The sequence below is a fragment of the Pontixanthobacter luteolus genome (genome assembly GCF_947494915.1).
GTDB classification, from domain to species: Bacteria; Pseudomonadota; Alphaproteobacteria; order Sphingomonadales; family Sphingomonadaceae; genus Pontixanthobacter; species Pontixanthobacter luteolus.
The window spans coordinates 652,713-672,174 of sequence record NZ_CANLWR010000001.1; the positions used below are offsets into that span (position 1 = coordinate 652,713).

The window sequence follows — 19,462 nt, forward strand, 5'->3', positions numbered from 1 at the left end:
AGTACCGATCCCGTGTTCAATCTTTCAGGCAAAACCGCACTCGTCACCGGAGCCAGCGGAGGCATCGGTTCCGCAATCGCCATCGCCCTCGCAAAGCAAGGGGCACGCCTTGCCTTGTCAGGCTCCAACGGCGACAAATTGCGCGCCTTCCGCGAACAGCTGAACGATGAGATTGGCGGGGATCACGTCGAAATCACTTGCGACCTGTCGAACACGGAGAGCGTCGAACATCTGGTTCCGGCGACCGTCGATACGCTGGGCAAGATGGATATTCTGGTCAACAATGCCGGGATCACGCGCGACAACCTCGCCATGCGGATGAAGGACGAGGAATGGGATCAGGTGATGAAGGTCAACCTCCAGGCGGCCTTCCGCCTGATGCGTGCGTCGGCCCGTCCGATGATGAAGGCGCGGCAAGGGCGTATCATCAGCATTACCAGCGTGGTGGGTGCCACCGGCAATCCCGGCCAGATGAACTATGCAGCGGCGAAGGCGGGGCTTGTCGGAATGTCCAAGAGCCTGGCTCAGGAACTCGCAAGTCGAGGCGTGACGGTAAACTGCGTCGCGCCGGGCTTCATTCGTACAGCGATGACCGACGAATTGCCTGATGCGCAGAAGGACGCGCTGAATGCACGTATTCCGATGGGCCGTATGGGCGAAGGCGAAGATATCGGCGCTGCGGTTGCATATCTGGCGTCTGACGAAGCCTCCTATGTTACCGGGCAGACGCTGCACGTGAACGGCGGCATGGCGATGCTGGGCTGAGCGAACGGGCGGCAGAGAGGTTTTATCCCCAAGGAATCGGGGTTTCCCCCTCTATAACCTTGCCCCGAGGGTCTCCACCGCTAAGGATAATGATGACTTTACCGGCGCAGGCTGGCGATTCCGGCCACCCGCGCGCAATAGGGAATTGAGACGCGATGAAGGCCACAATCGAACGCGCTACGCTGCTGCGCTGTTTGTCCCACGTTCAGTCGGTGGTCGAACGCCGCAACACCATTCCGATCCTGTCGAATGTGCTGATCGAGGCTGATGAAGCCGGATCGGTCAAAGTGATGGCGACCGACCTCGACCTGCAAGTGATCGAGAACATGAGCGCTGCCTCTGTCGAAAGCGCTGGCGCGATCACGGTATCTGCTCACCTGCTGTTCGATATCGCCCGCAAGCTGCCGGAAGGCAGCCAGGTCGGTCTGGAAACGGCTGAAAACCGCATGGCGATCAAGGCGGGGCGCAGCCGCTTCTCGCTCCCGACCCTGCCGCGTGATGATTTCCCGACAATCGTTGAAGGCGATCTGCCGACCAGTTTCGAGCTTCCGGCGAAGACGCTGGCGGAACTGATCGACCGCACGCGTTTTGCGATCTCGACAGAAGAAACCCGTTATTATCTGAACGGCATTTTCCTGCACGTGGCGGATGATGACAAACCTGTTCTGAAAGCTGCCGCAACCGACGGTCACCGCCTCGCGCGGTTCACCATCGACCAGCCAGAGGGCGCCGAAGGCATGCCTGACGTGATCGTCCCGCGTAAGGCGGTGGCTGAGCTGCGCAAGCTGCTGGAAGAAGCGCTGGACGGGAACGTGCAAATCGACCTTTCGGCCAGCAAGATTCGTTTCACGCTGGGCGGCGAGGGCGGCGTTGTTCTCACCTCCAAGCTGATCGACGGGACTTTCCCCGATTACAGCCGTGTCATTCCCACGGGTAACGACAAGCTGCTGAAAATCGATCCGCGTGCCTTTTATTCAGGTGTCGACCGGGTTGCGACCATCGCGACCGAGAAAACTCGCGCGGTCAAGATGGCCCTCGAAAATGACAAGGTCATCCTCTCTGTCACGAGCCCGGATAACGGGACTGCGACAGAAGAAGTCGCTGCGGAATACGGTTCGGATGGGTTCGAGATTGGCTTCAATGCCAATTACCTGAAGGACATTCTCAGCCAGATCGACAGCGATCAGGTTGAACTGCACCTGGCCGATGCGGGCGCGCCGACCCTGATCCGCAAGGATGACAAGAGCCCGGCACTTTATGTCCTGATGCCGATGCGGGTGTAAGCCGTTGACAAAGCCGGTCCAGATATTCGGACCGGTCGTTTCGACTTACGTCAGGATCATCCAGATCGTCTGCGAAGAGGCAGGCCTGCGGCACGACGTTGTGCCGACACCTGCCAATTCGCCTGACAACCGCCATCCTTTCGGCAAGGTGCCCGTGGTCCATCTGGACGGGCACAAGATGTACGAGACGGCTTCGGTAGTGAACTATATCGATAGCGCGCATAATGATGGCGCTTTGCAGCCCTCCGATCCGCTGATGCGGTCGGTGAGCGAGCGGTGGATCGGTATTGCCAATTCCTACCTCTTCCCGCTGTTCGAACACGGGCTGGTGATGCCATACATCATGCACAGATATGCCGGCGAACCGCTCGATACCAAGCGGATTTCGGATAGTTTGCCTGGCATCGCGAAAACCTTGTCATTTCTGGATGTTGAATTGCAACGCGATGGTGCGTGGACCAGTTGCGGTTTCTCGATGGCGGACATTTTCCTCTACACGGTGCTGCGCGGTGTGCAGCTGACACCCCACGGTGCGGCCGGGATCGCACAGATGGAACGTTTGCCGCAATGGATGGAAGAGTGCCACACGCGCGCATCGATGGCCGCCACCGCGTGGCCGATGGAAAGCGGTTCTACTGCAAGTTAGGCAGATTGGCCCTCGCATGACGGGTTTCTAAACGCTACGCTCTCTGAAAATTCCTAGGAGAGACCGTATGAAGCATTCCGTCCATGTTAACCGCGAGAAGCTGACCGAAGCAAAGACGGTTGAACTGCCCAAGATGGATTTGCCGGACGGTGCCGTTCGCCTGAAGGTTCAGAGCTTTGCAGTGACTGCAAACAATGTGACCTATGCCGTTGCGGGTGACCGGTTCGGCTACTGGAATTTCTTCCCTGCCGAGGGCGAATTCGGCATCGTTCCGATGTGGGGGCATGCGGTGGTCGAGGATTCTGCCCATCCGGATTTCAAGGTGGGGGAACGGGTGTACGGTTACCTGCCGATGGGAACACACCTGACCGTTATGCCGGGCAAGGTGAGCAAGCACGGTTTCATGGACATGGCGGCGCATCGGCAGCCGATGAGCCCGATCTACAATCAGTATAGCCGCCTGGATGCAGACCCCGAGCATGATCCCGCGAAAGAGAATGAGCGTATGATCTTCGGCCCGTTGTTTAAAACCGGCTTCCTGATCGAAAGCTTCATGCGGCGCGAAAACTGGCATGGTGCAGAGGCCGTTATCCTGACCAGCGCATCATCGAAAACCGCGATGGGGCTGGCAAGCGTTGCCAAGAACAGGTCGCCGAAAATTCGCCGGATCGGACTGACATCGAAGGGCAATGTCGGCTTCGTCGAGCAATCCGGATTGTACGATGAAGTGATCGCCTACGACAATCTGGACAAGATCGCGCAGGTTCCGTCGGTATCGGTTGATTTTGCCGGCAATGGCGAATTGCTGGCACAATTGCACAATCATCTGGGCGAAAACCTGAAATATTCCTGCCTCGTCGGTGCCACCCATATCGAGGCTCGCGGCGGCACCATGGACGGATCGGGGAAACTCGCCGGACCCGAACCGATCCTGTTTTTCGCCCCGGATCACGCCGTTGCGGCGGTCAAGGAACTGGGCCCGGAAGGCTTCGGCAAGGAAATCGCCAAAAGCTGGCAGCAATTCCTGAGCGATGTCGGTACCGCGATCGAGATGGACGTGCGCGAGGGCATCGATGCAGCGCGCGAAGCGTTCGTCACGATGCTGGGCGGATCGGTCGACCCCGCCAAAGGGATCGTGATCCACCCCTGATTGAACGTTCTAGATGTCGACCACGATCTTGCCGAAATGCTTGCCGCTTCCTTGATGGCGGAAGGCATCGGTCAGGTCGGCCATTGCGAAGTGATCTGAAATTACCGGAGCGATCCCGTTGGCTTCGATAGCAGCAATCATGTCGATCTGGTGCTTGCGGCTACCGACGGTCAGGCCCTGAACTTTCAGGTTTTTTGAGAACAGCAGGGCGGTCTGCACCGGACCGGCAAAGCCGGATAGAACCCCGATCAGTGCCACATGACCGCCGATGCGGGTCGCCAGCATTGACTGGTCCAGAGTGCCCGATCCGCCCACTTCGACCACGCAATCTACCCCGCGTCCGCCGGTCAATTCCATCGCTTTCGGTCCCCAGGCTTCGGTTTCCCTGTAATTGATGACCTGGTCTGCCCCCAGCGCCTTGACCCGTTCCAGTTTCTCGTTCGACGAACTTGTGGCGATCACATTCGCGCCCGCCGCCTTGGCCAGTTGCAGCGCGAAGATTGACACACCGCCGGTGCCCTGAACCAAAACCGTGTCGCCGGGCTTCAATGCATAATCAACGAACAGCGCGCGCCATGCGGTCAATCCGGCGCAGGTCAGCGTTGCTGCCTGCGCGGCATCGTATCCCTTGGGCGCGCGGGTGAACCAAGTCGTCGGCGCGACAACCACTTCGCGTGCGTAGCCGTCGATCCCATCACCCGGCACCCGGGTGAAGGCGCTTTGCGGCGGGGTGCCATCGAGCCAGTCCGGGAAGAAGGTTGAAACAACCAGATCGCCGACCTTGTATTCGTTCACACCGTCTCCGACAGCTTCGACGATCCCGGCTCCGTCAGACATCGGTATCCGCCCTTCAGCGGTGGGGATCATCCCCTTGACCACAGCATAGTCGTGATAATTCAGCGATGATGCCTTGAGCGCTACGCGAATTTCGCCGGGGCCGGGGGCACCCGGATCGTCCATCTCCACGAGCGTGAGTGTATCGAGCGTAGAGGGCGCGGAACCTGTGCGAATGGCTTTCATCGTCGGTCTTTTCCTTCTCAAACCAGTGGGTGTCGGGATGGGCGTATTGTTTGCGTGATCAAGTCGTCAGACGGCTTAATCGTCAGCGATTGCGTAGTGGAAGTAGCCGTGATGCTGCGCACGGTGTCGGGCTTCCATCCTGCTCTCGGTGTCCTTTTCGGTAGGGATGATGCACCAGCCGCCACCTCGGCCCAGCACGGTATCGATTCCTTGCGCGAGCACCTCGGGGCCGGGCTGGGCACGCCAGAGATCGCCCGCCGCTTCCGGCGCGCTACGGGCACCACCGTATCGATCCGGACGTGCCTGTGCGGCGTTCCAGATTTGCGTGTTGAGCATACCCGGGCACAAAATCGTTACACCGATGCCGTCCTCGGCCAGTTCAGCGCCAAGCGCCTCCCCGATTGATGCCGTCATCTGCTTGGTCGTTGAATATAGCGTGTAAGGCCCGCTGACCGGCGTTACCGATGCCGAACTGGCGGTCACTCCGACATGCTTCGCGCCGGTTTTTGCGCGCAGCACGGGCAGCCATGCCTGAGCGGTATTGATCGGTCCGTAAACGTTGACGCCCATCAGCCAATCGATCGTTTCCGGCTTGGCCTTGCTGACCGTATCGGCGGTGCCAACACCTGCATTTATCCAGAGAAGTGAAGGCTCCACGCCCTGGGCAATCAGCTTTTCAGCGACCGCGAATGTTTCATCGCGGTCGGACACATCGCAGCCCCTTCCGCGGCTACCATCACCGCAGAGCCGTGCAGTCTGCTCGGCTTCGAAAGCATCGATGTCGATGGCGCAGATCCGCATGCCCTTGGCCGCGAAATGCTGGGCAAGGAACCGGCCAATTCCGCGCCCGGCACCGGTTATGACAGCCCAGTCGCCTTTGGAAGGCGAATAGGCAGTCATTCGGCGGCTTCCGCCAATTCTGCCCGCTGCGGCCCCCGGATCAGGCCGCCCGGTGTTTCGCCGGTCCACTTGCCATCCTTGAAAGTGACGGTGCCGTTCTTGATCGTGGCGACATAGCCGTCAGCTTTCTGCAGCAGGCGCTTCCCGCCTGCTGGCAGATCGAATGCGAGCCACGGCTTGCCCAGCTTGATCCTGTCGAAATCGATGATGTTGATATCGGCCAGATAACCAGGGGCAAGGATACCGCGATCTTCAAGGCCATAAAGGCGCGCCGTATCCCAGCATTGCCGCTTGATTGCATTTTCCAGGCTGATGCGGTCGCCGCGCTTGCGATCACGGACCCAGTGTTCCAGCATGAAGGTCGGGCTGGCGGCGTCGCAAATCGTCCCGCAATGCGCGCCGCCATCGGACAGCGAATTTACCGTGTCGTCGGCGTGCTGCAATGGATGCAGGAAGTCGAGATTGCCGTCGGCATAATTCAGGATAGGCAGGTATATAAAACCCCTGCCGTCATCGGCGCAAAGCATGTCGTACGCATATTCCTGCGGGTCTACGCCCTTTGCATTCGCGCGTGCGTTAACGCTGGCTGTTTCATCCGGTTCGTAATCGAAATCAGGATCCATTTCGTACTGCAAGGCCCAACCTTGGGTGATGACCATCAGCACGCCGAGGATATCCTTGGGAGCTTCCGAGTAATCGTTCGCCTCCGAAAGCAATTGCCGCTTGAATTCAGGGTCGAGCAGCTTCGCTTTCTGCTGTTCCCAGGGAAGGTCGGCTATCTGTTGCCAGCTTGGCCGGTAGACGAACGGATTTACGGTGCCCTGCCATGCCATGATGATGCCGTTTCCCCGCAAGGCGATCTGGGCCACGATGTTTGCACCATTATCGTTTTCCGCTCGCATCGCCGCGATCTGTTCCTTGAGCGGCATTTCCTTCGCGATCGATTCCAGCGCGGCGAAAGTCACCGGCAGACCGGTTTCGCGGCTGAGTTCGCCCATCCAGCCGAATTCATTCCAATCGCGCTGGAGGTCGCTGGCCATTTCGAACACACCGTGCCCGGCGCGGCCCATCGCGCGTCCGATTTCGACGAGTTCCTCTGCCGTGGCTGTCGTGCCAGGTACCAGTTCACCATCGATCGATTTGTGCAGAACCGTACGGCTGGTCGAAAATCCCAGAGCGCCTGCCTCAACGCCCTCTTGCACGATTTCCGACATACGCTTGATGTCTTCATCGGTTGGTACTGCGCCGGGCTGTTCGCGGTCTTCCAATACGTAGGCGCGAACAGCGCCGTGCGGCACATGGGTGCCGACATCGACAGCGCGGGGCATTTTTTCCAGCGCGTCGAGATATTCGGGGAAGGTTTCCCAGTCCCAGGTCATCCCTTCGGCCAGCGCGGTTCCGGGAATATCCTCAACCCCTTCCATCAGGCTGATCAGCCATTCGTGCCGGTCAGGTTTGGCCGGGGCGAATCCCACGCCGCAATTGCCCATCACCACGGTTGTGACGCCGTGCCAGCTCGACGGGGCCATTTCCTGATCCCAAGTGGCCTGGCCGTCGTAATGTGTGTGGATGTCGACAAATCCGGGGGTCACGATCATTCCGGCAGCATCAATCTCTTCGGCCGCGTCACCGCGAATATCGCCAATTTGAGCGACTAGCCCATCCTTGACGGCGATATCGCCAATAAAGCGTTCTGCGCCGGTTCCATCGACGATTGTGCCGCCCCGGATGATCAGATCGAATGATGCCATGGTCTCTCTCCCATTTTTATTTGCAACTGTTTTAGCATATCAGATCGCGGCCCGCTATACGGGACAGATGGATCAGGAATTCAGCTGGCAACCCGCGCCCGATAGCGGAATCACGATGCAGTGGGTCGATGCGAACGGCCTAAGGTTCGAAGTCGCTGAGGCGGGAAACGGGGATCGGCTGGCGCTGTGCCTGCATGGTTTTCCGGAGCTGCATTACAGCTGGCGTCACCAGATTCCAGGGTTGGCGGAATTGGGTTACCGGGTGTGGGCACCCAATATGCGCGGGTATGGCGCAACTACCAGGCCTGAAGATGTCGGCGCTTACCGGCTGGATGTGCTGGCCGAAGATGTCGCCGCGCTGATCGACGCAAGCGGTGCCAGCGAAGTCACCTTGATTGCCCACGACTGGGGGGCACTGGTCGCCTGGCATTTCGCCATCAAGAAACTGCGCCCGTTAAAGCGGCTAATTATACTCAACGTTCCGCATCCCAAATGTTCGGAGCGCGAACTGCGTAAATGGCGGCAATTGCGCAAGAGCTGGTACATTTTCTTTTTCCAGCTGCCGTGGCTGCCCGAAAGGCTCCTCTCGCGCAATCGGGCAGAGCCGATCGTTCAGGCGTTTCGGCGCTCGGCCATCAACAAATCGCGTTTCAGTGACCGCGAGCTCGCCCCCTATCGCGCGGCGGCGAATAAGCCGGGTGCGATCCGTGCAATGCTCGCTTACTACCGTGCACTTCTGCGCTTTCCCGATGTTCGGGAAATTGGAGATGGCAAAGTGAACACGCCCACATTGGTCCTGTGGGGCGAACAGGATGTCGCCATCGACATCCACTGTCTCGACGGGTTGGAGGAATTTGTGCCTAATCTGACCGTGCGCCGTTTCCCCGATGCATCGCACTGGGTCCAGCAAGACGTGCCTGATGAAGTGAACGCTGAATTGAAGGCCTGGCTCAGCTAGTTTGCCGCGCTGATCATTGCCTCGATATCGATAAATTTCTCGCGCGGTGATCCTTCACGTGCGGCGGCGGCCTCGGCTTCTTCGATCTTCTTCCAGTCCTGGAAGGTTACCACGTCAAGGCCGCGTTCCTTGACGAGTTCGTCGAACCCGCTGCGTCCCTTGCGCTTCGCGGGCCCAAGCAGCCCGGCATCAATATCCTCTGCGATCTTTTCAATCAGGCCGAACCCGTCCGGACGGTTTGTTCCGATCGTGCCTGATGGCCCGCGCCGTGCCCAACCGACGCAGTAAAGGCCGGTCAGAATACGTCCCTCGTCATTGGCGAAGCGGCCGGCCCTATCGTCGAAGGGTACCCCTGTAATAGGCGAGGTGCGATATCCGATGCACGCGACGACGACGTCTGCGGGGATCGAATAGCTTTCGCCGGTTCTGACCGCGCGGCCTGCTTTCACTTCGGTTCGCTCCACCCGAACGCTCTCGACCTTGCCGCTACCTTCCATCGCAACGGGGCTGGCGAAGAAATCAAACTCGATCTCGATCTTCTTTTCCGCGTGCATGTCTTCCGGGATCGCTGCAAAACTGCGTAGTTGGGTGACAGATTTCCTCAGGCCAGGCTCCAGCAGGGCATCTTCTGCTTCATCCGGCAAGTCTGAACGGTCGACGCGGGGCGAGGCCCGTTCCAGATTTCCAAGCTCGCCCAATTCCTTCGGCGTCATCATGATCTGATGCGGCCCGCGCCGGCCAAGGATGGTAATCTTTTCAATCCCCGAGTTGATCAGTTTCTGGAGCGCGTGGCCGACGATGTCGCTGCCTGAAAATTCCGTTTCGGTTTTGGCCAAAATCCGCGCCACGTCGAGCGCGACGTTGCCCATGCCGATGACCACCGCGTGCTTTCCCGACAGATCGGGATCGAGCCGGGCGAATTCGGGATGGCCGTTATACCAGCCGACGAAACTGGCGCTCCCATAGACATTGGCGAGGTCTTCGCCCGGAAGGCCCAGCATCTTGTCATTGGGCGCGCCGGTGGCCAGCACGACAGCATCATAAAGTTGCTGTAACTCGGCCACTGAAACGTCTTTACCGACGGTAACATTGCCGACGAACCGAACATTCTCGGTCAACGCGGTTTTCTCGTACCTGCGTGACACGCCCTTGATCGACTGGTGATCGGGCGCGACACCCGTCCTGATCAATCCATACGGGACCGGCAATTGGTCGAACACATCGACGCGGACATCATCGCCCCATTGTTTCTGCGCCGCTTCGGCAGTGTAATACCCTGCCGGCCCTGAACCAATAATCGCGATGTGCGGCATAACTTCTCCCGTTTATCGGCGCGCTTTGATCATGCCGCAGCTGACAGGTCATCTCCGTGAGGTGCATCAAGGAAGTTCTTGATTTCAATCACGCTTTCATCCTTGTGGCTGAGCAGGAACAGATGCCCGCCGCCTGCCATCACCACCAGTTCGCTGTTGGGGATCAGGCTTTTCAGGAACTTGCCGTTGATCAACGGGACAATTTGGTCATCGTCGCCCATCAGGATCAGCGTTTCCTTGCGCATGAAGGGCAGGGCGGGCGCGCTGGTCCAGCCGATCATGGCGAGAAGTTGGTACATATATCCGCGCGGACTGGGGGGTGACAGGCGGTCGATATGCTCGTTCTTGCCTTCGTCCACACCGAGCTCGTTGCCCAATGCTCCGCCGTATAACGTCTTGAAATGTTTCGCCATGTAGTCTGCGTCGACATAGCGGCGAGGGTTCGCCATCTTGGTCAATGCAGCGGGATTGCCGGGTACCATCAGCATTCCGGCGCTGGTTGCAACCAGGATCAAACGGCGGGTTCTGCCCGGGTGCTGGATCGCGAAGTGCTGGGCCATGCCGCCGCCCCAGCTGATGCCCATCACGTCCACAACATCGAGATTGTAACGGTCAAGAAGCTGGGTAGCGGTCCACGCCATCGTGATGGTGTTGTAGGGAATGACCGGATCTGGCGAACCGCCGACACCGGGCATATCGAACATTATGAACCCGCGATCGCTCATGGCTTCGGCCAAAGGTGCAACGGCTTCAATGTTTGCACCAATACCGTTGAAAAACAGGATCGGCGGATGGTCGCTTGGTTTGTCAAGGTTCCAGCGTGCAACTCGCAGCTTTCTGCCGCCCACGCTTTCCATCGTCACTTCGGCCGAGGCCATAGGATCGCTCAAGCAAAATTCCTTTGATAATTCAGAAAGATAATTCTTAGACCTCTTCGGAAACGTAAAGTCCCGGTGCAGGATCAAGTGGCTTGTACTTGGTATTGCCAAGCTTCTTGGGAGCCGCTTTCTTCTTGCCCGAGCGCTTGGTTACCCATTCTGCCCAGTATGGCCACCAACTACCCGCAACTTCCTCTGTTCCCTGAAGCCATTCATCCGCAGTTGCTGGCAGCTTTCCGCCGCCTTTCTGGACGAAATACTTGGCCTTGGGATTGCCGGGAGGGTTAAGGATCGCCTGCATGTGCCCGGATTGGCTGAGGACGTAGGTCACGTCCTTGGAGCCGAACAATTGGGTCGAACGATAGGTCGCCTTCCACGGGGTGATGTGGTCAGTTACACCGCCCAGAATGAACAGGTCGCTCTTGACCTTCGAAAGGTCGACCTTGTGATCCACCATTTCGACTTCGCCCTTGCGGGTGAAGGCCAGTGTTTCGAATGCCGTCAGGAAATCGCCCATCAGGCTCGCGGAAAGGTTGGTCGCGTCGGCATTCCAGAACAGCACGTCGAATGCGGGCGGGTCATCGCCGAGCAGGTAGTTGTTGATCACGTAATTCCAGATCAGGTCATTCGGCCTGAGCCAGGCAAATCCGCGCGCCAGATCATCTCCCTTGATCACGCCCTTCTTCGCTGCACGGCGGCGAGCCAGTGCCATGCCGTTTTCGCTGACCAGCGATCCGGCTTCGATATCGTTCTGCTTGGGGTGAAGCACGCACACCATCAGGGTCAGCGCGCCGAGCAGGTCGTCCCCGTCGGCAGCCATCTTGCTGGCGACCATCGCAGCGGTTTGCCCGCCCGAACAACCGGCCGATACGTTAACTTTCTTTGACCCTGTGATGGCTGCGGCCGCTTCCATCGCTTCGCGGCAGGAACGGACATAGTCGGCCATATCCCAATGGCCCTGTTCCTTGGTCGGGTTACGCCACGAAATCACGAATGTTTGGATGCCGTTGTCGACCTGCCATTTGACCACGGATTTTTCCGGGCTGAGGTCGTTGATATACATCTTGTTGATCTGCGGCGGGATCGTCAGCTGCGGAATTTCGTAAACTTCGTCAGTCGTCGGAGCGTAATGGATAAGTTCCATCATCTCTGTCCGCAGAACCACAGAACCTTTTGAAATCGCGACATTTTCGCCCAGCTTGAACGGACGCTTGTCGACCTGGCTGACCATCCCCTTGTTATGGACCATGTCGTTATAGGCGTTCTTCAGGCCCTTGATGAGGCTGAGCCCGCCGCTATCGACGAGCCGTTTTTGCGCGGTCGGGTTACCGATCAGGGTGTTGGTCGGTGCCAACCCGTCGATAATGATGTTGGAAATGAAATTGGCCCGGTCCCGCTCAAGATCGTCAAGTTCGAGATCGTCGAGCCAGCTTTTCATGCCTTTCTGTACGGCGAGATAATACTGCGCGCCGGCCCTCAGGAACGGATTATATTGCCATGCGGGATCACGGAAACGTTTGTCCTTCGGATCGGGCGCAAGATCGGATTTGCCGGTCATGATCTTGATCATGTCCTGGCCCATCTCTTGAGCGTGCTTCATGGACCGAACCGGATCAGAGGCAGTTTCCCGTAATAACAATGCGATAGCGCCGACAAAATCTTCTCTGGCGAGGCCAATCATTGGCCCCAATGCGGTTGTCGACTGGGCTGCTTCGTCTTCAAGCTTCGTGCCGTTGGCCATGTGCTCTCCTGATACTCTGTTCTGTTTTGCATTTCATGCACGGCAGCCGCTGTCTTGGCAAGCGAACGGATGGCGGCTTTGGCCCCTCTCGTAAATCGTCCGTCTGGTTAACGGTTTTTCAAAACGGATTTGGCATGGCCGAGGCATGGGCGTACTCCAACCGCAAAAGCGGCCTGAAAATGGTGAACAAACGGTGCGTGAAAGCGCACCCGTTCGCGTGCGCCCTGCCAATGCGGACCACAGCAGCGCAAAGCCGAATAACGAGCAGAAACAAGCCCACACTGCCGACCGCCGTTCAGATGGTGAGCGGCGTAATCCCCTGCGGCGGAGCAAACAATCTCCCCCGCGGCAGGAATCTCTCGACCCCCCGATAATTCCCGGCCCCTGGTGGTTTGTATCTCTGGCGCTCGGCTTGAGCCTGTTTATTGCAATGGGCATCACTTGGTCGTTGCCATCGCGCGAAATTCTGGTTTCGATCAGTCCGGCGGTTGGCATCAGTGTTCTGTCGCTAAAGCTGGCCAAGATTGAACGGGCAGGACGAGAGACGCCGAGCTATTACAAGCCCCTTGCCTGGGCTACAATCGTCGCGCCGATAGGACTTTTCGCCGCATCGCTCGTTCTGTGGAACCAGCACGCCGGGCTGGGTTGGCCATGGATTGTGGCCGGTATCCTGACAATGAACACTTTGTGTTTCAGCTTGCTGACCGACCGCCCGGTACAGCAAGTCAGCTGCCTGCTGACGTCATGGGGTACAATTGCCGTGCTCGTAGGCAATGCCGATGCTATCGGCGCGCTGATCCTCGCCTCCCTCACGACGATGCTGATCGGTCATTATCAGATCAAAGTGAACCGGGCGCGGCTGGCTGTGCAGCAGGTTCGCGCCCGAGAACAAAACCGCGCCGAGGATATTCTGCGCGATTACGAAGAAACAGGACAGGGCTGGTTCTGGGAGACTGATCGTCGGGGTCTGTTGACCTATGTTTCGCCGTCTGTCGTACGGGTCACTCAAAAACCTGAATCGAGAATACTCGGCAGGCCGTTTGCCGATCTGTTCGATCTGGGCGATGACAACCGCGATGGCGAACGGACCCTGACCTTCCATCTCTCAGCGCGGTCTTCTTTCCAGGAACTCGGCGTGCGTGCAGCCACGCCCGGCGAAGAACGCTGGTGGTCCATTAACGGACGCCCGGCCTATGACAGCTTCCACAACTTCGTAGGTTTCCGCGGTTCGGGTACCGATCTGACCGAGAAGAAGCGCAGCGAGGAAAGCGTGACCCGCCTGGCGCAGTACGATTCGCTTACCGGGCTCGCCAACCGGTTCCAGATGCAGCAGACGCTGGAAAAGATACTTTCTGCCCCGCAGGAACAGCAGCGCGAATGCAGTGTTTTCCTGCTTGATCTGGACCGGTTCAAGCACGTCAACGATACGCTTGGTCATCCGGCTGGAGACGCTCTGCTCAAGCAAGTTTCACAGCGGTTGGAACGGGCGGTTGGAAGTGATGGCCGCGTCGGCAGGTTGGGCGGCGATGAATTCAAGGTGATCATTGCCGGACGAACAGAGAGAGAGCGTCTCGCGCAGCTCGCCCAGCAAATTATTCACTCGCTTTCGCAGCCCTATTCGATCGAGGGCCAGCGCGTGGTTATCGGTGCATCTATCGGTATCGCCGTCGCGCCTGATGATGGCCTGACCAGCGAATCGATAATCCGCAATTCCGACCTTGCCCTGTATGCGGCTAAGGACGGCGGACGCGGGCGGTATCACTTCTATTCCAACGACCTGCATTCTGCAGCAGAGGAACGCAGTGCGCTGGAGCAGGATCTGCGTGACGCCATCGCCAATGGCGATCTCCAGCTGTTTTATCAGCCTGTTGTGAATGCAGGGGATGATACGCTGAGCGGTTTCGAGGCCTTGCTGAGGTGGAACCACCCGAAGCAGGGCTGGCTGTCCCCTGCGCGGTTCATCCCGATTGCAGAAGATACCGGCCTTATCGCTGCAATTGGCGAATGGGCAATTCGGACGGCTTGTGACGATCTTGCCCGGTGGCCCGAACATATTCGGTGCGCGGTCAACGTCTCGGCTTTGCAGTTCTCGAACCCGCAATTACCGTCGATCATCACGAATGCGATTGCGCGCGCACGGATTGATCCGTCCCGCCTCGAACTGGAGATTACCGAAACGGTATTCCTGAACGACGATGAAGGCACCGATGCGATGTTCACGGCGCTGAAACGCGTAGGCGTACGTCTTGCTCTCGATGATTTCGGTACCGGCTATTCATCGCTTGGCTATTTGAAGAAAGCTCCGTTCGACAAGATCAAGATCGACCAGAGTTTCGTCAGGGGCGCGACCGAGCCTGGTAGCCGCAATGGTGCGATCATCACCTCGATAACGAGCCTCGCCAAGTCACTGGGGATGGATACGACCGCAGAAGGAGTGGAAACGCTGGATGAGCTTGATCTCGTCCGGTCCCTGGGTTGCAGTCATATTCAGGGCTACATCTATTCAAAGGCTGTGAGCTGCGCCGAAGCGACCAAGTTCGTTCTTGCCGGTGGCCGCCTGACTGCGCGCGGACCAAGATCTTCACGTGCGCCGCGCCAGACGATGCTGCGCAAAGTCATGCTCGAAAGCGGCGGCCACTATTACAACGGCACTATCCGGAACATGTCGGTCGGGGGTGCCATGATTGAAGGGTTGTGGAATGTCCCACCCGGCACGGAATTCAACATAGCCTTTTCCGAAAGCGTGATCCTGACCGCACGATCGATTTGGGGACAGGACGACCGGATGGGTGTAAAATTCGCCAAGCCGGTCGACATGGAAAAACTTGGCGCGATGAAGCCGACAATCCATCGTTCAGCACAACCGATTGAAGAAGAAGCGAGACGTTCCGCATGATCCGGCTATTGCATCTGCAAGGCAGTCGCCATGGGTAAGAACGGGTTCCTCGGCCGGTTCAGCGTGGGTGCTGGCAGCGGGCATGGCCTGATGCCCATGGGCAGGGCCGACGCCGCGCAGCGACTTGCGCTGCTGGACAATTTTGAAGAGCTGGGCCTCGGATGGTTCTGGGCGACCGATCCGCGCGGCCGCTTGGTATATCTGTCCGAGAGCGCGGCACGGACTCTCGGAAAAGAGAGTTCGGAGATTATCGGAACGCAGCTTTCCAGCATGTTCGTGTCGGGCAAAATAGACGATCAGGATAAGGTCGAAAGGCCGTTGCCGTTCCTCATCAGCGCGCGCCAGTCATTTGCTGACCTCTCGGTTTGCCTGTTGGTGGATAGCGGGCGAGAAACCTGGTGGGCGATTTCGGGGAAACCCCAGTTCGGCAGTGGCGGCGAGTTTCTCGGATATCGCGGCGGCGCGAAGGATATAACCGCCGACCGCGAACGAGACAGAGACGCATCGCGGCTTGCGAAATTTGATACGCTTACGGGCCTTGCCAATCGCCATACGATGGAAAAGCGCCTCAGCACGACGTTGACCGCTTACCAGTCCGCCAAACGCAGCTGCGCGCTGATGATGCTCGACCTCGACAGGTTCAAGCAGGTGAATGACACACTTGGCCACCCGGCCGGCGATGAATTGCTGAAACAGGTCGCACAGCGGCTTCAGACAATCATCAAGGACAAGGGTGAGATTGCGCGTCTGGGCGGCGATGAATTCCAGATCATGCTTCCGGATATGGATGATCGCGGCAAGCTCGGTGATTTAGGCCAGCGGATTATCCAGATGATCTCTCAGCCTTACTCAATCGACGGTACAAGAGCGATTATCGGCACGTCGCTGGGCATCGCCATCGCCCCGTATGACGGGCTTGCCTCTGAGGAACTGGTGAGCAGCGCAGACCTGGCGCTCTATGCTGCCAAGGGCGGCGGACGCGGGCAATTCCGCTTTTACTCTAGCGATCTGAAAGACGGGGCGAGGGCGCGAAAACAGATCGAGGAAGATTTGCGTGACGCCTTGCAACACGAGCAGTTGCAACTGCATTATCAGGCGCTGGTCAAGGCGAGCACCCGTCAGGCGAAGGGTTTCGAGGCGCTGATGCGCTGGCACCACCCGGATCGCGGCTGGATCAGCCCGGCACAATTCATTCCGATTGCAGAAGAAACCAGCATTATTGCCGAAATCGGGGAGTGGGCACTGAAGCGCGCATGCATGGATGCAGCGCAATGGCCGGATGGCATTACTGTTGCAGTCAACGTGTCGGCCGTCCAATTTTCCGATGAAGACTTTCCGTCGATTGTAGAGCGTGCGTTGAGCCAGTCGGGCCTTGATCCGAAGAGGTTGGAACTCGAAATTACCGAGAGCGTCTTCATGTCGGACCCGTATGCGACGAAGCGGATGTTCGCCCAGCTCAAGGAACTGGGCGTGCGGCTGGCACTTGACGATTTTGGTACCGGATATTCCTCGCTCGGCTACCTTCGTGACGCGCCTTTCGACAAGATCAAGATCGACCAGAGCTTTGTCCGGGGCGCAACCGAACAGGGCAATAACAATTCTGCAATCATCACCGCCATCGTCAGCCTTGCCGGCGCTCTCAACATGGAGACAGTCGCAGAAGGCGTGGAGGCGATGGACGAGCTGGAACTCGTCACAGCACGCGGTGCAGATACGATCCAGGGTTACATTTTTGCCAAGGCAATGCCGCAAAGCGACGTGTTGGAAAGACTCGGCTCGGGATCGCTGGAATTCGAACCGGTCGGCCCGGCACGGCACCGTGCAGATCGAAAAACGGTATTTCGCAAGATTGGCGTGATCCATGAGGATCACCGCTACGATGCCGTTCTTCGAAATTTGTCGAAAACCGGTGCCATGATCGAAGGGCTGCTCGACGTGCCAACGGGCACCAAATTGGTGCTTGATCTTGGCGGGGGGCAATTGGCAGTTTGCACCGTGCGCAGATCGAACGGCGCATCGCAGGGTCTGGAATTTGAAATGGCGTTGGTAAGCGACGGGGCAGACGGATTGTGCACGCGTCACCGTGTCTCCCCTTACGCCTTGGCCGCTGCGGGTATGCCCTTGGCCGCGCTGCCAGCTGGAAACTACCCTTTGATCAAGAACCAGCATGCCGATGGGACACCGTCTATACCGGCTTTCATGCAGATCGATTTGTCGAAAGCCAGCTACGGAAGCTGACGCTTTTGCTCATCCGCTACCAAAAAGCGCGGACGAGCACGCAATAAAGCTGACATTGCTTTGCTTCGTCGCTATTTGCGCGGGCGATGACTGAACTTTCCAAAATCCGCAATTTTTCCATCATTGCCCATATCGACCATGGCAAGTCGACGCTGGCCGACCGGTTGATCCAGTTCACCGGCGGGTTGACCGACCGCGAGATGTCCGAGCAAGTGCTTGATAACATGGACATCGAGAAGGAGCGCGGCATCACCATCAAGGCCCAGACCGTGCGCCTGCACTACACCGCGAAGGATGGCGAGACCTATCAGCTCAATCTGATGGACACGCCCGGCCACGTCGATTTCGCATACGAGGTTTCGCGCAGCCTGGCCGCGTGCGAAGGCGCGCTGCTGATCGTCGACGCCGCACAAGGGGTCGAGGCGCAGACGCTGGCCAATGTCTACCAGTCGATCGAGCATGACCACGAAATCGTGCCCGTCATCAACAAGATCGACCTGCCCGCCGCCGAACCCGAAATGGTCCGCAAGGAAATCGAGGATGTCATCGGCCTCGACGCGTCCGAAGCGGTGCTTGCCAGCGCAAAATCGGGCATCGGGATCGAGGATATCCTGGAACAGGTGGTCAAGAAGATCCCCCCGCCCAAGGGTGACCGCGACGCCCCGCTCAAGGCCAGCCTGGTCGACAGCTGGTACGATCCGTATCTCGGCGTCGTCATCCTGATCCGCGTGATCGACGGGGTTGTGAAGAAAGGCCAGCAGGTCAAATTCATGCAGGGCGGGACAGAGCACCTGATCGACCGCGTCGGCTGCATGCGCCCGAAGATCGAACAATTGCCCGAACTCGGCCCCGGCGAAATCGGTTTCATCACCGCGCAGATCAAGGAAGTCGAACAGGCCCGCGTGGGCGACACCATCACCACGGTGAAGGGCGGGGCGACCCAGCCGCTGAAGGGGTACAAGGAAGTGCAGAGCGTGGTGTTCTGCGGCCTGTTCCCGGTCGACGCCGCCGATTTCGAAAAACTGCGCGAATCCATCGGCAAGCTGCGGCTGAACGATGCCAGCTTCACGTTTGAAATGGAAAGCAGCGCCGCGCTCGGCTTCGGCTTCCGCTGCGGCTTCCTCGGCCTGCTGCATCTGGAGATTATCCAGGAACGCCTCAGCCGCGAATACGATCTGGACCTGATCACCACCGCGCCCAGCGTCGTGTACCGCATCCAGCTGAACAAATCGAAGAACGACGATGCCCGCACGATAGAGCTGCACAACCCCGCCGATTATCCCGATCCCAGCCGGATCGAGAGCATCGAGGAACCGTGGATCAAGGCGACCATCTACACGCCCGACGAACATCTCGGCGCAATCCTGAAACTGTGCCAGGACCGGCGCGGCGTGCAAACCGACCTGACCTATGTCGGTGGCCGCGCGCAGGTGACATACGAATTGCCGCTGAACGAAGTGGTGTTCGATTTCTATGACCGCCTGAAATCCATCAGCCGCGGCTATGCCAGCTTCGATTACGAACAGATCGGCCTGCGCGAAGGCGATCTGGTGAAAATGAACATCCTGGTGAACAACGAACCGGTCGACGCGCTATCGATGATCGTCCACCGCAATGTGGCCGAGGCACGCGGACGCGGAATGTGCGAACGCCTGAAAGACCTGATCCCGCGCCATTTGTTCAAAATCCCGATCCAGGCGGCCATCGGCGGCAAGGTAATCGCCCGCGAAACGATCAGCGCCATGCGCAAGGACGTGACCGCCAAATGTTACGGCGGCGATATCTCGCGCAAAAAGAAACTTCTGGAGAAACAGAAGAAGGGCAAGGCCAAGATGCGCGAATACGGCAATGTGAGTATTCCGCAGGAGGCGTTTATTGCTGCGCTGCGGATGGGGGAAGAGTAGGACAAACTCATCCAAAATA

General features: G+C 58.4%; 14 protein-coding genes. 8 read left to right on the plus strand and 6 right to left on the minus strand.

What is annotated here, in order from left to right:
• Positions 1–12 precede the first annotated feature (12 nt).
• From fabG to PO778_RS03185, 4 genes are all read left to right on the plus strand, one after another.
• Positions 13–765 (plus strand): 3-oxoacyl-ACP reductase FabG, encoded by a 753-nt coding sequence (gene fabG, locus PO778_RS03170; protein WP_271438570.1) that lies wholly within the window; start codon positions 13–15, stop codon positions 763–765.
• A gap of 155 nt (positions 766–920) precedes the next feature.
• Complete coding sequence (dnaN, locus tag PO778_RS03175; RefSeq protein ID WP_160729647.1) at positions 921–2,048, plus strand: DNA polymerase III subunit beta; 1,128 nt, start codon at positions 921–923, stop codon at positions 2,046–2,048.
• 4 nt (positions 2,049–2,052) lie between these two features.
• Positions 2,053–2,694: a glutathione S-transferase family protein gene (locus PO778_RS03180; RefSeq protein ID WP_271438571.1), complete on the plus strand. Its 642-nt coding sequence runs from the start codon at positions 2,053–2,055 to the stop codon at positions 2,692–2,694.
• Positions 2,695–2,761: 67 nt separating this feature from the next.
• Positions 2,762–3,844, plus strand: a complete 1,083-nt coding sequence (locus PO778_RS03185) for a DUF2855 family protein (protein ID WP_271438572.1) — start codon at positions 2,762–2,764, stop codon at positions 3,842–3,844.
• Between the two features lie 9 nt (positions 3,845–3,853).
• Here PO778_RS03185 and PO778_RS03190 read toward each other — a convergent pair whose 3' ends face one another.
• The 3 genes from PO778_RS03190 to PO778_RS03200 all read right to left on the minus strand — a co-directional run bounded on the left by PO778_RS03190 (position 3,854) and on the right by PO778_RS03200 (position 7,515).
• Complete coding sequence (locus tag PO778_RS03190) at positions 3,854–4,864, minus strand: zinc-dependent alcohol dehydrogenase family protein (protein WP_271438573.1); 1,011 nt, start codon at positions 4,862–4,864, stop codon at positions 3,854–3,856.
• A 75-nt stretch (positions 4,865–4,939) separates the two neighbouring features.
• The gene (locus PO778_RS03195; RefSeq protein WP_160729651.1) at positions 4,940–5,764 is read right to left on the minus strand and encodes an SDR family NAD(P)-dependent oxidoreductase; all 825 of its coding nucleotides are present in this window, start codon (positions 5,762–5,764) and stop codon (positions 4,940–4,942) included.
• Entirely contained in the window at positions 5,761–7,515 is a 1,755-nt protein-coding gene (locus tag PO778_RS03200; RefSeq protein WP_271438574.1) for an N-acyl-D-amino-acid deacylase family protein, read from the minus strand. The genes PO778_RS03195 and PO778_RS03200 overlap by 4 nt, the downstream gene beginning before the upstream one ends.
• A 67-nt stretch (positions 7,516–7,582) precedes the next feature.
• On the opposite strand from PO778_RS03200, the gene PO778_RS03205 reads away from it, so the two are divergent.
• A complete protein-coding gene (locus PO778_RS03205) occupies positions 7,583–8,473 on the plus strand; it encodes an alpha/beta fold hydrolase (protein ID WP_271438575.1) in 891 nt (296 codons plus the stop codon).
• Here PO778_RS03205 and PO778_RS03210 read toward each other — a convergent pair.
• From PO778_RS03210 to PO778_RS03220, 3 genes are read right to left on the minus strand one after another with little or no spacing between them, the layout of a single operon-like run.
• Positions 8,470–9,786, minus strand: coding sequence for an FAD-dependent oxidoreductase (locus PO778_RS03210; RefSeq protein ID WP_271438576.1), 1,317 nt, complete (start codon positions 9,784–9,786; stop codon positions 8,470–8,472). The two genes, PO778_RS03205 and PO778_RS03210, sit on opposite strands and share 4 nt — an antisense overlap.
• A gap of 29 nt (positions 9,787–9,815) precedes the next feature.
• The gene (locus PO778_RS03215; protein WP_271438577.1) at positions 9,816–10,676 is read right to left on the minus strand and encodes an alpha/beta fold hydrolase; all 861 of its coding nucleotides are present in this window, start codon (positions 10,674–10,676) and stop codon (positions 9,816–9,818) included.
• A gap of 34 nt (positions 10,677–10,710) precedes the next feature.
• On the minus strand, positions 10,711–12,405 hold the full coding sequence (locus PO778_RS03220) for a PHA/PHB synthase family protein (protein ID WP_160729655.1): 1,695 nt from the start codon (positions 12,403–12,405) through the stop codon (positions 10,711–10,713).
• Positions 12,406–12,550: 145 nt separating this feature from the next.
• On the opposite strand from PO778_RS03220, the gene PO778_RS03225 reads away from it, so the two are divergent.
• The 3 genes from PO778_RS03225 to lepA all read left to right on the plus strand — a co-directional run bounded on the left by PO778_RS03225 (position 12,551) and on the right by lepA (position 19,443).
• The gene (locus PO778_RS03225; protein ID WP_160729656.1) at positions 12,551–15,301 is read left to right on the plus strand and encodes an EAL domain-containing protein; all 2,751 of its coding nucleotides are present in this window, start codon (positions 12,551–12,553) and stop codon (positions 15,299–15,301) included.
• A 30-nt stretch (positions 15,302–15,331) separates the two neighbouring features.
• Positions 15,332–17,539, plus strand: coding sequence for a putative bifunctional diguanylate cyclase/phosphodiesterase (locus PO778_RS03230; protein WP_271438578.1), 2,208 nt, complete (start codon positions 15,332–15,334; stop codon positions 17,537–17,539).
• An 86-nt stretch (positions 17,540–17,625) separates the two neighbouring features.
• Entirely contained in the window at positions 17,626–19,443 is a 1,818-nt protein-coding gene (lepA, locus tag PO778_RS03235) for a translation elongation factor 4 (RefSeq protein ID WP_271438579.1), read from the plus strand.
• Positions 19,444–19,462: the final 19 nt, after the last annotated feature.